This is a genomic window from Embleya sp. NPDC020630, from assembly GCF_044334985.1.
Taxonomy (GTDB): Bacteria; Actinomycetota; Actinomycetes; order Streptomycetales; family Streptomycetaceae; genus Embleya.
In genome coordinates, this window is the sequence record NZ_JBIRUB010000009.1 from 134,934 (window position 1) to 148,239 (window position 13,306).

13 protein-coding genes are annotated in these 13,306 nt (G+C 71.5%); 7 read left to right on the plus strand and 6 right to left on the minus strand.

What is annotated here, in order from left to right:
- Nucleotides 1–98 precede the first annotated feature (98 nt).
- Complete coding sequence (locus ACH4XV_RS28615) at nucleotides 99–2,342, minus strand: MMPL family transporter (protein WP_395794659.1); 2,244 nt, start codon at nucleotides 2,340–2,342, stop codon at nucleotides 99–101.
- Nucleotides 2,343–2,522: 180 nt separating this feature from the next.
- Between ACH4XV_RS28615 and ACH4XV_RS28620 the strand changes: the two genes are divergently transcribed.
- Nucleotides 2,523–3,320, plus strand: a complete 798-nt coding sequence (locus tag ACH4XV_RS28620) for a TetR/AcrR family transcriptional regulator (RefSeq protein WP_395794661.1) — start codon at nucleotides 2,523–2,525, stop codon at nucleotides 3,318–3,320.
- A 42-nt stretch (nucleotides 3,321–3,362) separates the two neighbouring features.
- Here ACH4XV_RS28620 and ACH4XV_RS28625 read toward each other — a convergent pair whose 3' ends face one another.
- Complete coding sequence (locus ACH4XV_RS28625; protein WP_395794663.1) at nucleotides 3,363–4,352, minus strand: sheath polysaccharide-degrading enzyme; 990 nt, start codon at nucleotides 4,350–4,352, stop codon at nucleotides 3,363–3,365.
- A gap of 228 nt (nucleotides 4,353–4,580) precedes the next feature.
- Here ACH4XV_RS28625 and ACH4XV_RS28630 point away from each other — a divergent pair, with 228 nt between their 5' ends.
- Entirely contained in the window at nucleotides 4,581–5,822 is a 1,242-nt protein-coding gene (locus ACH4XV_RS28630) for a serine hydrolase domain-containing protein (protein ID WP_395794665.1), read from the plus strand.
- Here ACH4XV_RS28630 and ACH4XV_RS28635 read toward each other — a convergent pair.
- Nucleotides 5,773–6,303 (minus strand): HAD domain-containing protein, encoded by a 531-nt coding sequence (locus ACH4XV_RS28635; RefSeq protein WP_395794667.1) that lies wholly within the window; start codon nucleotides 6,301–6,303, stop codon nucleotides 5,773–5,775. The genes ACH4XV_RS28630 and ACH4XV_RS28635 overlap by 50 nt on opposite strands.
- A 96-nt stretch (nucleotides 6,304–6,399) precedes the next feature.
- On the opposite strand from ACH4XV_RS28635, the gene ACH4XV_RS28640 reads away from it, so the two are divergent.
- Nucleotides 6,400–7,209, plus strand: coding sequence for an NmrA family NAD(P)-binding protein (locus ACH4XV_RS28640; RefSeq protein ID WP_395794669.1), 810 nt, complete (start codon nucleotides 6,400–6,402; stop codon nucleotides 7,207–7,209).
- Here the strand turns inward: ACH4XV_RS28640 and ACH4XV_RS28645 are convergent.
- The gene (locus ACH4XV_RS28645; protein ID WP_395794671.1) at nucleotides 7,145–8,083 is read right to left on the minus strand and encodes a LysR family transcriptional regulator; all 939 of its coding nucleotides are present in this window, start codon (nucleotides 8,081–8,083) and stop codon (nucleotides 7,145–7,147) included. The genes ACH4XV_RS28640 and ACH4XV_RS28645 overlap by 65 nt on opposite strands.
- Nucleotides 8,084–8,260: 177 nt before the next feature.
- Between ACH4XV_RS28645 and ACH4XV_RS28650 the strand changes: the two genes are divergently transcribed.
- On the plus strand, nucleotides 8,261–9,175 hold the full coding sequence (locus ACH4XV_RS28650) for a ketopantoate reductase family protein (protein ID WP_395794673.1): 915 nt from the start codon (nucleotides 8,261–8,263) through the stop codon (nucleotides 9,173–9,175).
- A 342-nt stretch (nucleotides 9,176–9,517) separates the two neighbouring features.
- On the opposite strand, the gene ACH4XV_RS28655 is transcribed toward ACH4XV_RS28650, so the two are convergent.
- Nucleotides 9,518–9,781, minus strand: coding sequence for a hypothetical protein (locus ACH4XV_RS28655; protein WP_395794675.1), 264 nt, complete (start codon nucleotides 9,779–9,781; stop codon nucleotides 9,518–9,520).
- Between the two features lie 107 nt (nucleotides 9,782–9,888).
- Between ACH4XV_RS28655 and ACH4XV_RS28660 the strand changes: the two genes are divergently transcribed.
- From ACH4XV_RS28660 to ACH4XV_RS28670, 3 genes are all read left to right on the plus strand, one after another.
- On the plus strand, nucleotides 9,889–10,554 hold the full coding sequence (locus ACH4XV_RS28660) for a HEAT repeat domain-containing protein (RefSeq protein WP_395795063.1): 666 nt from the start codon (nucleotides 9,889–9,891) through the stop codon (nucleotides 10,552–10,554).
- Between the two features lie 3 nt (nucleotides 10,555–10,557).
- Nucleotides 10,558–11,562 (plus strand): HEAT repeat domain-containing protein, encoded by a 1,005-nt coding sequence (locus tag ACH4XV_RS28665; protein ID WP_395794677.1) that lies wholly within the window; start codon nucleotides 10,558–10,560, stop codon nucleotides 11,560–11,562.
- 173 nt (nucleotides 11,563–11,735) lie between these two features.
- Nucleotides 11,736–12,332 carry a class I SAM-dependent methyltransferase gene (locus tag ACH4XV_RS28670; RefSeq protein ID WP_395794679.1) on the plus strand — a complete coding sequence of 199 codons (597 nt, stop codon included), beginning with the start codon at nucleotides 11,736–11,738 and terminating at the stop codon, nucleotides 12,330–12,332.
- 67 nt (nucleotides 12,333–12,399) lie between these two features.
- Here ACH4XV_RS28670 and ACH4XV_RS28675 read toward each other — a convergent pair whose 3' ends face one another.
- On the minus strand, nucleotides 12,400–13,005 hold the full coding sequence (locus ACH4XV_RS28675) for a YbhB/YbcL family Raf kinase inhibitor-like protein (protein ID WP_395794681.1): 606 nt from the start codon (nucleotides 13,003–13,005) through the stop codon (nucleotides 12,400–12,402).
- Between the last annotated feature and the right edge of the window lie 301 nt (nucleotides 13,006–13,306).

Sequence of the window (13,306 nt, forward strand, 5' to 3'; positions counted from 1 at the left end):
TTGCCGGATGCGCAAGGCGATCCCGAGAGGAGTTGCCGTACGCGCAAGGCACGAAGCGGACGGGGCGCGAATTCGCGCCCCGTCCGCCGCCGGTGTGCTCACACGCCCGCCGGGTCCTTCTCGCTCGCCGCGCCGACCGGGGGCTTCGGCGCGACCGCCGGCGCCGGGCCGCCTTCGCTCAGGCCGAAGCGGTCGTGGAACCTGCGCAGCGGGCCGGGCGCGTACCAGGCCGAGCGGCCGAGGAGTCGCATCGCGACGGGGACCAGCACGCCCCGTACGGCGATCGCGTCGATCAGGATCGCCAGCCCCGTACCCATGCCGAACATCTGCATGAAGCTGATCTTGGCCGTCCCGAAGGCGAAGAAGCTGACCGCGAGCAGCGCTGCGGCGGCGCTGACGATGCGTCCCGTGTGGCCGAGGCCGTTGACCACCGCGGACTCGGTGTCCTCGCCTTCGTCGTGCAGTTCCTTGATCCGGCTGAGTACGAACACCTCGTAGTCCATCGACAGGCCGAAGGCGATGCAGAACATCAGCACGGTCATCGACGTGTCCATCGGCTGCGGGGTGAAGCCGAACAGGGAGGCGAGGTGGCCGTCCTGGAACATCCAGGTCATCACGCCCAGGGCCGCGCCCAGGCTGATCATGTTCAGGAGCAGTGCGCGCAGCGGCTGGACGACGCTGCCGGTGAACAGGAAGAGCAGGAGGAAGGTGGTGACGGCGACCAGGGCGATCGCGGCGGGCAGTCGGCCGCCGATCGAGTCCTTGGAGTCGACCAACTCGGCGTCGGTGCCGCTGACCAGCGGGTGGGTCCCGGGGGGCGGCGTGACTGCCCGTACGTCGGCGACCAGGTTCTGGGCGGCGTCCGACTTGGGGGCCAGGGCGCCGACCACGTCGATGCGCTGGGCGCCCGGGCGGCCCATCGCCGGGTTGCCGGCGCCGGGCGCGGCGGGCCGGCCGCCGATGTACGTGCCGGTGGAGGTCGCGACGCGGACCACGTCCTTGTGCCGGGACAGTTCGCTCGCGTACGCCGCCAACGGGCCCTCGGTCACCGGACCGTTGATCACGATGTGTACGGCCGCGGCGTCGTTGCCGTCGAAGTTCGTCCGCAGCGCGGTCGAGACCTCCCGGCTCTGCGCGTCCTCGGGCAGCACTCGTTCGTCGGCCGTGCCGAACGTGATGCCGAGCAGCGGGCTCGCGGCAAGCAGCAGTACGGCGAGCACCGGAATCGCGGTGAGCGCGGGACGGCGCATGACGGTGCCGGCGATCCGTCCCCACAGGGGCGTGCGGGCGGAGGCGGGGCGGTCGAACCTCGCCCACGGCATGCGGCCGCTGTTGACCCGGTGCCCCAGGAGGGCGAGCAGCGCGGGCATCACGAACAGGGTGGCGACCGCGGCGACGATGATCACGCCGACCCCGGCGTAGGCGAACGAGCGGAGGAAGAACTGCGGGAACACCAGGAGTGAGGCGAGCGCGGCGGCGACGGTGGCGGCGGAGAACGCGACCGTACGGCCCGCGGTGCGCACGGTGTGCCGGACGGCGTCGTCCACGTTTGCCCCGGCCGCGAGGTGTTCGCGGAATCGGCTGATCATCAACAGGGCGTAGTCGATGCCCAGGCCGAGGCCGAGGGCCGTGGTCAGGTTGATCGCGAAGACCGAGACGTCGGTGAGGCCGCCGAGGACGGCGAGTTCGGCGAACGTGCCGACGACGGCGACGGTACCGATGACCAGCGGCAGCAGCGCCGCGACCACGCTGCCGAAGACGACCAGGAGCAGGAGCAGGGTCAGCGGTACGGCGATCGCCTCGGCCAGCACGAGATCCTTCACCACCTGCTCGGACAACTCGTCGCCCACGGCGGTGGCACCGCCGGCCTGGACGGTGAGCCCAGGTCCGTACCGCCCCGTGTAGTGCTCCAGGATGCCCTTGACGTTCTCCGCGCGCTCGCTGTCGTCGCCCTTGACGTGGGCGAGCACCATGGCCTGTCGGCCGTTCTTGGAGCGCAGTTCCGGGATGCCCGCGTCCCAGTAGGAGATCACGTTGTCGAGGTGTTTCTCCTTTTTGAGATCGGCGACCAGGCTCTGCCCGCCCTGCTTGGCCGCGGGGCCGTCGACGCCGCCGTCGGGGGCGCGGACCAGCAGGACCAGGTTGGTCTCCCCGCCGAACTTCTTGTCGATGACATGTTTGGCGCGGGTGGACTCGGAGGCCGAGTCGTCGAACCCGCCTCCGCTCAGCAGTTTGCCGAACGCGCCGGCGCCCAGGACGCCCATCAGGACCACGAGCAGACCCGCGACGACGAGTACCAATTTGGGCCGGCGAACCGTGAGTTCGGCTATGCGTTCAAACACGGGTTGTCTCCTTGGGCTCTTGCCATAACAAAAGAAAAGACCTGGAATGCGCCGTTCGCGGCGCCTCCTGCCACGCTTGATGACCCTAGTGAGGTACAAGAAACTTTGGCAGTGTTAGATTTTCTTGACAGGGTGCGCCGGGGTCGTGGCGCGCCGGAACCTTCGTCGTAAGGTCGTCGCATGTCTCCAGCCGAAGCCGGATCGACCGTGCCCACGTCGCCTGCGCCGCCGGCGCCTTCCGCGCCGCTCACGCTGCGTGAGCGGCGTCGGGCCGCCGCCGTGCAGGAGATCCTGAGCGCCGCCGAGGAACACATCGGCCGGGAGGGGCCGCACTCGTTGTCGCTGCGTGCGGTCGCCCGCAGCCTGGGGATGACCGTGCAGGCGCTCTACCACTACTTCCCGAGCCGGGACGACCTCGTCACCGCGCTCATCACCAAGGCGTACGACGACCTGGCGGACGCGGTACAGGTCGCGGTCGACGCCGTCGCCGACCCGGGCCTGTCGCGCATGGTGGCGGCTGCCGAGGGCTACCGCCGGTGGGCCGTCGCCAACCCGGAACGGTTCCAGCTGATCTACGGGGCGCCGCTACGCCACTACGCGGCACCCACCGACGGCCCGACCACCCAGGCCGTGCGCCGGATGAGCGCGATCTTCGAACGCGAGCTGTTCGGCGGGCTGACCACGCAGCAGCTGGCCGCCGCGGACATCCCGCCGCTGTCGCCGGCGCTGCGCGAGGAGTTGGAGCGGCTGCCACCGGACGGGCTGGGCTCACTGCCGCCACCCGCCGTCGCCATCATCCTGAGCGCCTGGGGCCACATGCACGGCCTGGTCTCCCTGGAGGTGTTCGGCCACACCTCGTTCGTCGACACGCACCAGGCGGAGATCTTCCGCATCGCGATGCACACGATGCTCGCGGACATCCACCGCCGCATCCCACCGGCGGACGGGGCGGCCAGGGCGCGACGGCCCCGTCCGTAGGCGGGTCCGCCCAGGGACCGGGGTCGGTCCCCTGCGGCGCGGTCAGGGGATGACCGGGACGCCCGGGTTGACCAGGCCGTTGCCGCCGACGACGGTGTTGTCGGCGGTGACGGTGGTGGGGCAGGCGGCGGTGTACGAGAAGGCGTGGATGGCGAGTCGGTCCGGGCCCGTCGCGCCGGTCAGGTCGGCGCGGTTGGCGTGAAAGACGGTGCCGCAGCCCCAACCCGGGAACTGCGCGTGCACCTGGAAGCCGTCGTTCGTGGAGTCGCGGCCCGTGTTGTCCTCGATCAGGTAGCCGTTCCCCTTCACGTCGACCCACGAGTCGTCGTAGTTGTTCCCGGTCAGGCCCGTGCCGTCGAAGGTGTTGCCCGCGACCCGGCCGCCGGTGGTGCCCTCCTTCAGGTCCACCGCCTCGCCGCCCACGTCGGGGCCGATCACGTTGCGCAGGATCTGCACCCGATCGCTGCGGTCGGCAAGCGTGTTGGCGGTACCGACGTACACGCCCTCGCCCATGCCGCGATTGTCCCGGCCGGTGTCGTAGATCCGGGAGTCGACGATCGCGCCGTCGCTGCTGGAATTACGGAAGTGCACGCCCTCCATGGTGAGTTCGTGCACCGTGACGGAGTCCACCAACACGCCGCGGGCGGCATCGATCATGATGCCCTTCTGGGCGTGGGTGAGGGTGATGCCGCGTACGGTCCAGTAGGCGGCGCCGTCGAGGTGCAGGGCGTAGCCGCCGCCGGTGCCGGTGCGCAGTACGGCGTTGGTGGAGCCGACGAGGGTGATCCGGGCGTCGGCGCGACCGGCCCTGGTGGTACGGAAGTTGCCGGTGTACGTGCCGTCGGCGAGGCGGATGGTGGCGCCCGGGGCGGCTGCGGCCAACGCCGACTTGAGCTGCGCCGACGTCGACACGAGCACGACCGGGTCGGACGCGGACGCGGCGGCGTGGCCGGGCGGCGCGACGGCGAGCACGGTGCCGAGCATGGTGGCGAGGGCGCTCACCAGGGCGAGCGACAGGGTACGGATGCGCATCGGGCAACCTTCCGTCGAGACGGTGACGGGACGCGTGCGGGCGAGCAGGGCCGGTGCATCCACCAGCGTGCGGCATCGGCGCGTAGAGGTCTAGACCAACACGGGCGCCCACGTGCGCCCGGGGCGCGTTTGCGCCCCGAATGGGTTGATTTCGGGGGCATCGGGTCATCCGGAGGCCGTCGGCGGGGGAGGATGGGCGAGGTCGGCGAGAGGGAGGCTGCGGTGGCGATGCGGACGGTTCGAAGGGCCATGGTCGCGGCGGTCGCGGCGGTCGCGATGACCGCCGTCGGGGCCGGCGTGCCCCCGACGGCGAGCGACACAGCCGCCGCGACGGGCGGGTCCGCCGCGGCGGGGGCCGGCCACGAACAGACCCGGGCCGCCATGGACTTCGCGATCCGCTCGGGCGTGCCGGGCGTCATCGTCCGCGCCCGGGACGCGCACGGCACCTGGCGTGCCACGGCCGGTGTCGCCGACCTGCGTACGGGCCGCCCGCCCCGCCCGGTCGACCGCTTCCGGGTGGGCAGCATCTCCAAGCCGTTCATCGCCGCGGTCCTGCTGCAACTGGAGGCCGAGGGCCGGCTGAGCCTCGCGGACAGCGTGGAGAAATGGTTGCCGGGCCTGGTCCGCGGCAACGGTAACGACGGCCGCGCCATCACCCTGCGGCAACTCCTCAACCACACCGGCGGCGTTGCGGACTACACGGACGATCCCGACCTGCACCTCCTGGGCAAGACCTTCCTGGACCACCGCTACGACACCTGGACACCGGAACGACTGGTCGCGATCGGCCTGAAGCACGCACCGACGTTCCCGCCCGGCGCCGGCTGGAACTACACCACCACCGCGTACGTCCTCGCCGCGATGGTCGTCGAACGGGTCACCGGCCACACCTACGCGGCCGAGGCCGAGCGGCGCATCCTCGTCCCGCTCGGGCTGCGCTCCACGCTCCTGCCCGGCACGTACCCCCGCATCCCGGCGCCGAGCGGGCGGATGTACACGAAGTTCCCGGACGACCCGGACCAAACGGTGTACGACATCACCGAGTTCGACCCGTCCTGGGGGTGGGCGGCCGGCGAACTGGTGTCCGACACCGCCGACCTGGACCGTTTCCTCACCGCCCTGATGCGCGGCCGACTGCTGCCCGAGGCGCAGATGGCCGAGCTGACCACCACCGTGCCCTCACCCGACTTCGGCGACGGCCAGGACGACGGCCTGGGCGTCTTCCGCGCCACGCTGCCGTGCGGCACGCAGGTTTGGGGGCACACCGGCTTCCTGCCGGGTTCGCAGAGCATGGCCTACACCACCCGGGACGGCGGACACACCCTGGTGGTCAACTTCGACACCGACTGGGCGGGCGACAGCGACGCCGCCGGCTACCTACTCCTCGCCGAATTCTGCGGCACGCCCCCGCCGTCGGCGCTCACAAGCCCGCCACCCACGCCCCCAGGGTCGCGTAGTCGGCCGCGGTGAGCCCGTGCACGGCGTCGACGCGGTGCAGCAGCGCCGGCGCGGGATGGTGAGCGTCGACCCAGGCCCGGTCGCCGTCACCGATCTCGTCGTCGACCCACACGAACGACCGCCCCGCCGCCCAGGCGACGAGGGCCCGGGTCTTCCAGTGCAGCCCGGCCCGATCGGCGTGCGCGTCGACATCGGCCGGCTCCGGCCAGGCCACCACGGGCAGCCGCGGCAGCCCGAGCCGAGGCGACACACACTCGTTCGCCTCGTGCATCCAGGTCGTCGCCCACACCACGTCACAGCCCAGCGCCGCCAACCGTGCGCCGTGCGCGGGATCGACCCTGGCCAACAGCGGATTCGCGAAGGTGTCCGGCACGTGCGGAACGAACCGGTAGGTCGGATAGCCATCCGGATACTGCTCCGCCGACGCACCGAACGGTATGAGCGGTCCGTCGACATCAAGAAAAAGAAGCGGCCGCTGCCCGGAGTCGATCACACGCGCACGATAGCGGCAAACGGACCCGGTGAGGGGTGGCTTGACCTCAAGTTTGGTTGAACTTCTAGCGTCGTCGGGAACGAGAGGGGTTCGGCTGTGACGACGCTTGTTACGGGTGCCACCGGGAACACCGGTCGGCATGTGGTGGCGGAGTTGGTTCGGCGCGGGGAGAAGGTTCGGGCGTTGACGCGTGATCCGGTCGCGGCTGCGGGGAGGTTGCCGGCGGGGGTCGAGACGGTGTTCGGGACGCATACGTCGCCGGAGGGGTTGGGTGCAGCCCTCGACGGTGTGGATCGGATGCACGTCACGGTGACGGCGGGAGCGGCCGAGGCCGGGCCGGAGTTGGTGCGGCGAGCGGTCGAGGCGGGTGTACGGCGCATCACGGTGGTGTGGGGCGGTTGGGTCGGTCCGGTCGAGCAGGCCGTGGCGGACTCGGGGGTGGAGTGGACGCGCCTGGAACCGCAGGAGTTCATGTCCAACACGTTGACCTGGATCGACTCGATCCGGGCCGAGGCAGTGGTGCGCGAGCCGTACGACTTCCCCAGCGCGCTGGTGCACGAGGCCGACATCGGCGCGGTGGCCGTGGCCGCCCTGCTCGACGACGGCCACGCGGGCCGCGTGTACAACCTCACCGGGCCCGAAGCGCTGACCACACGCGAGCGGATCGCGATCCTGGCCCGGGCGATCCACCGTGACGTCGACTTCGTCGCGATCACGCACGAACAGGCCGTGGCCAGGCTGATGGCCGGTGGTGTGTCGCGGGAGGACGCCGACTATGTGATCGGCTGGTACGCCGACCCGCCCGCCGAAGCCGGCACGGTGGTCGACACCGTCGAACGGGTCACCGGTCGGCCCGCCCGTACGTTCGGTCGCTGGAGTGCCGATCACGCGGATCGGTTCCGGTGAGCGTGACGCTGTCGGCGAAGGCGCGGGCCAGGGGGGTCAGGTCGTCCCAGCGGCGTACGGCCCAGCCGACCGGCAGGCGGGGCAGGACCGGGATGGGCAGGAAGCGTACGGGATCGGTGTCGGCGGGAGCCCGCCGGTCGGGCAGGGCCGGCACGATCGCGTGTCCCAGGCCCAGTTCGACCAGCAGGATGGCGGTGTCCCAGTCGGCGACGCCCGATTCGGGCGGGACGCGGATGTCCAGTTTCGTGAAGGCCGCGTCGAGGTGGGCCCGTGAGGAGGAGTCTTCCGGAGGCCGGATGTAGCGGATGCCGGCCAGGTCGGCCGCGTCGACGTGGGCGCGTTCGGCCAGTGGGTCGTCGGCCCGGACCGCCAATACCCAGGGCAGTTCGGCCACGCAGCGCTGTTGGATGCCGGGAATCGGGCCTCCGACGGTGATCCAGGCGAGGTCGAGGGTGTTGGAGGCGAGCGCGTCGAAGCAGTTGCGACTGGAGGTCTCGGTGCGAAACTCCAGACTGGCCCCGGGATATCGGCTGCGGAAGGCGACGACCGCCTCCGACATGAAGTGCCGTACGGTCGTCGCGCCCGTGGTGACCCGGACGGATCCCGTTTCACCGCAGGCCAGTTCGTCGAGCCGACGAAGGGCCACATCCAGTCCGGCGATGCCGTCGGCCGCCGCGGCGTGCAGCAGTCGGCCCGCCGCCGTGGGGGCCACGCCGCGCGGGTGCCGCTCCAGGAGTTGCACCTTCGTCTCCCGTTCCAACCGCTTCACGTGCTGGCTCACCGCCGACTGGGTGCACGCGAGGTCCCGGGCGACGGCGCTCAGGCTCCCGGCCCGGCACACCGCGACGAAGATACGGAGGTCATCGAGGGTCATGGCCCCAAGGTAAGGCTTGGGAAGTTGGCAGCAAACCCGAGGATTGACTTGGGTTGCCGCCCGGTTCGATCATCGGAACCGGGCGGCAACCCGACCCGACCACGCGTCCCCGTCCGGACGGGAGACAGCCCGGCGGGACGGGTGCCGACCCTCGTCGCCATCGAAAGGAAACCGTCCGTGCCCGCTTCGACGTCGCCCCACGAGCCCGCCGCCGTGTCTCCCCGAGCCGTGGCGGTCCTCGGGCCGGGAGGAGTGGGCGGGCTGCTCGCCGCCCTGCTGTCCCGAGCCGGCCACCGCGTGACCTGCGTCGCGGGCGAGGAAACCGCAAAAGCCCTGCGCCGGAACGGAATTCGGGTGCGCAGCGGGCAGTACGGCGAGTTCACCGCCCACGTCGACGCGGACACGCGCCTGCGCGAACCCGTCGATCTGTGCCTGATCACGGTCAAGCACACGGGACTACACGACGCGCTGGAGCGCATCCCGGCGGAAACGATCGGGGACGGGGTGATCCTGCCGCTGCTCAACGGTGTCGAACACCCGGCCCTGCTGCGCGAAAACTACGGCGAACAGGCCGTCGTCCCGGGCGTGATCCGCGTCGAGTCCACGCGTCTCGCGCCGGGCGTGATCGAACACGGCAGCCCGTTCACGGAGATCGACCTGGCCGGCCCGCCGGAGCGCGTCGAGCCGTTGGCGGCGCTGTTCACCGAAGCCGGTGTGCGCACCCGCGCGGTGGGCGGCGAGGCGGCCGCGTTGTGGGCGAAGCTGGCCTTCCTCGCCCCCTTCGCGCTGCTCACCAGCCGCTACGGGCTCACCATCGGCGAGGTGCGGACCGGGCGGCGCGCGGAACTGCTCGCGCTCGTCGAGGAGGCCGCCGCGGTCAGCCGGGCCTGTGGCGTCCCCGTCGATCCGGCGCACTCCCTGGCGCTCTACGACTCGTTCCCGGAACAGACCAAGTCGTCCATGCAGCGCGACGTCGAGGCCGGCCGACCCACCGAACTCGACGCGATCGGCGGCGCGTTGCTGCGCGCGGGCGCGCGACACGGCGTCCCCGTACCCGTCGCGACCCGGCTGGTGGCCGAACTTACCTCGTAGTGAGGCCGCTTCGGCCCGCCGGGGTAGGACCCGGACCCGGGGCGGCACGCGTCGGCGGAACACCGTCCAGTCCACGTCGATCCGACGCACGCCCGCCGGGTTCGATGCGTTCGAGTACGGCGTGTACCGGCGCCACCCCGGCCCGAGCGGGCTCCCACAGGGGGGCCGCGGGCATTCCATACACGATCGGCACAACCGCCGACGCACACACCGGGCACCGCGTCGACATCGACCACCCTCCCCGCCATCCGCCCCCCGAGCCACGTGCCTACCGCCCCCGACACGCGGCGGCCCGGGCGTCCCGGTCCCGAACGGGGACGCCCGGGCCGAGGGGTGGGGCCCTCAGGCGGTGACCACGGTGTGGGTCTGGTAGATCCTGGGCTTCGGGTCGGGCGCGCCCAGTTCCTCGAGGATGGGGATGATGGTCTTGCCGAACTCCCGGAAAGCCTCCTCCGATTCCCGGACGTCGACGATGAGCGGGCCGTCCGGGGTGGCGGCGGAGGTGTGCGAGATGAGGCCGGACACGGGCCAGTCCGAGAGGTTCTTCACCGGGCCGGCGCGGCCGGGGACCTTCTCCGCGCTCTGCTCGTACTGCCTGCGGGTCATTCCCGGGACGTCGAAGACGGCGACGATCGGCGCTCCGCCGGCCCTGGGGTTGACCTTGACACGATGGCAACGTTTTGACTGTCGCCGAGGAGGTGGTCGCGGTGGCCATGGCGAAACAGGGCGCGGGCATGATGCGAGGACTCCGGGGATTGGCGGACGGCGATCCCTCGGTCCGGATGCGGGTGGCGCTGGCGGCCGGCACGAACCCGGACCCGGGATTCGTCCGCACGCTCGTGGAGCGGTGCGGGATCGACCCCGACTTCCAGGTGCGCGAGACGTTGACGTGGGCGCTCACCCGCCATCCGGCGTCACTGACGGTCCCGCTGCTGGTCGAGGAGGTGCGTTCGGAGCGGGCGCGGGCACGTAGCCAGGCGTTGCACACGCTGTCCAAGATCGGGGATCGGCGGGCGTGGCCGGCGATCACACCGGCGCTGCTGTCCGACGCCGACGACGAGGTGGCGCGCAGCGCCTGGCGGGCGGCGGCGGTACTGGTGCCCGAGGATGCCCGGCACGCGCTGGCCGTAATGTTGGCGACGCAGCTCGGGCGCGGCGAACACGAGACGCGGCTGAGCCTCAGCCGGGCGCTGATCGCGCTCGGGGAGGCGATGTTGCCGACACTCGGCGCCGCGACCACGGACCCCGACCGTCGCGTGCGTGCGCACGCGATCGCGACGGAGCGGTTGTGGCGCGACCCGGATGCCGGATTCGAGTTCGCGATCGAGGAGGCGAAGCGTGTCGCGGCCCTCGGCGGGGCCGGTGCGGAAGGGCGGTAGGCAGTGTTGATCGGTGACGTCGCGCGACGCTCCGGGGTCAGTGCCCGCATGCTCAGGCATTACGAGTCGCTCGGACTGGTGCGGCCGACGGGTCGCACGGGTTCGGGTTATCGGGAGTATTCCGGCGAGGACATCCGGCGGATCTTCCACATCGAGAGCCTGCGGTCGTTGGGGCTGTCGCTGCGCGACGTCGGGCGGGCGCTCGACGATCCCGCCTTCGCGCCCGCCGAGCTGGTCGACGATCTCATCGGGCGCACGCGCGAGCGCATCGCCGCCGAGACCCGATTGTTGACGCGACTGCGGCGGATCGGTGCCGCCGAACCGGCCGGCTGGGAGGACGTGCTCCAGATCGTCGCGCTCCTCCAAGCGTTGGGATCGCAGAGCGCGGGCGCGCGGCAGCGGGCGGCGTTGTCCGCGATCGACGAGGGGCCCGTTCCGGTGGAAGCGCTGGTCGAGGCCGTGCTGGGCGAGTCGGACCCGAACGCGGCCGGCGCCCTGCGCTGGGCCCTGGCGCAGGCGGGCGAGGACGCGCCGACGCTGCTCGCGGCGGGACTCGACGCGCCGGAGGCCGAGGTACGCGAGCGTGCCGTCCGCGCCATCGCCGAGATCGCGAACGCCGAGGCGACCGCGCTGCTCCGGGACGCGCTCACCCACTCCGACGAGGTGGTCCGCGGGCAGGCGGCGTTGGCGCTGGGCGCGCGCGGCGTGGCGGACGCGATTCCGACGCTGCTCGACATGATCGTGGCGGAGCGGAACGACGCCGACGCGGCCGACGCGCTGGGCGTGCTGGCCGGCGACCCGACGGTGGCGGAGCGTATCGCCGGCGGCCTGGTCGAGTGCCTCGCGCATGCCGCGGCGAGGCCGTCGGCGCGGCGCCGGTTGACCCAGGCCCTGGCGGACGTTCCGGGAAGAAGGTCGTCACGGGCGCTGGCGGAGCTGTCCCGGGACGAGGACCGCGTCGTCGCGTCGACCGCGACGTACATTCTCGAGTTGCGCGGTGCGCGATAGCGGTGGGCGCGGGGTGGCTCGGCGAAGTCCGTTGCCGTGGTCCTTTTCGTGGAGGCGGTCGGGCATCTCGCCGACGGATGACAGGAGTTCGGCACGTGGATCATCGGGGCCCCGACTCCGTCCCGAAATTCGCCGCCGCCTAACCTGTTGATCGACTCGGGAGGTCGATGGACTTGACGAACTACGCTCGTATGTACCGCTTCGGAATGACGCCCTGGGAGTCGTATGGGAAGGCCTCGGGGGAAAGCATCGCGGCGGTACTCGCTCGTGAGGACGTCGACCGGCCGCGACCACTCGGCCGAGCGCTCGATCTGGGGTGCGGGCGCGGCCAGTTCACCCCGGAACTCGCCCGGCGGGGCTGGCAGGCCGTGGGCGTCGACTACGTGCCGGCCGCGATCGAGGCGGCACGACAGCGGGGCGACGAAGGTGTCACCTACGTCGTGGGCGACGTGACCGACCTCGGGTCGGCCGATCTGGGCACCTTCGACCTCTTCCTCGACATCGGCTGCTTCCAGGGCTTCGACGTCGACCAGCGAAAGGCCGTCGGCCGTGGTGTCACGGCCCTGGCCGAGCCCGATGCCACGCTGCTGATCCTCGCGTTCGGCCCGACCCGGTACCGCTCCTTCGTGGGCGGCACGAGTCGGGACGAGGTCGAAGCCGCCTTCCCCGACTGGGAGTTGTCGACCGTCGAGCCGGCCCCCACGGCGGGCCTGGGCTGGCCGATGAACCGGACCAAACCCCAGTGGTTCCGGCTGCGCCGCCGGTCCTGATCCGCGCGCGGATGCCGGCGCGCCGCAGGCAATGCCGCGGCGCGCCGTGCGTCCGGGCACCGTCGGGCTACGACTCGCCGCTGATCCTGGCCGAGCCGATCGAGGCGGCGGCGATCGTCCTGGCGGCGGTCTGCGTCGAGGAGCCGGAGTTCAGCTCGGTCAGCGACGTCCGGTCGAGCGCGTGGACGACGAACTCGTACGTGTTCACGGTCGACGGCGAGCAGGGCCCCTGGTAGCCGTACAGGCTCGCGCTGCCCCGGTAGTAGACCTGTCTGGCTCCGGCCGGCACCGACGGCCGATAGGCGTGGTCGACGTTCTGGGGCAGCGAGGTGGTGCCCACCGGGATGTCGTAGATGACCCAGTGGATGAGGTTGGCGTTGTCGAGATCGCGCATGACGATCGCGTAGCTCTTGGCGGCGGCCGGCGCGCCCGACCAGGCCAGGGGCGGGGACTCGTTCCTCTTGGCCGGGTCGTGGCCGCCACCGCTGGTGCACTCGTGAACCTTGGGGATGAGGCCGCCGTCCGCGAACGCGGCGCTGGACAGGGCGAAGGCGCTGCGATCCGCCGGGGACGCCGGCGCCGACGATGCCGAGGATGCCGACGCGGCGACGGGCGAGAGGCCGACGGCGCAGGTGACGAGCAGGGCGCACAGCACGATTCGTGTGCTTCTCACTGGAGGCTCCCGTGGATGCTTTTGGCGTGCGGTGGATTCAGCCTAGGCATCCCGGATTCCGGCGGCCAACACCTCATACGAAGGCCGAGTTTTCCATTTCGGTCAACATCTCAGCCGGATTCCCGTCCGACAACGAAGCGCCGGCGCCGACCGCGACGTCTACTCGGGATAGGTGTACTCGGCGCCCGGACCGGCGGGGGAGGAGTAGCCGTTCGAGACCACGGTCACGTTCACGGGGGAGGGATCGGTCAGGCCGCGTCGGGCCGCCTCGGGGCTTGCGCGGCCCTCGATGGGGGTGTCG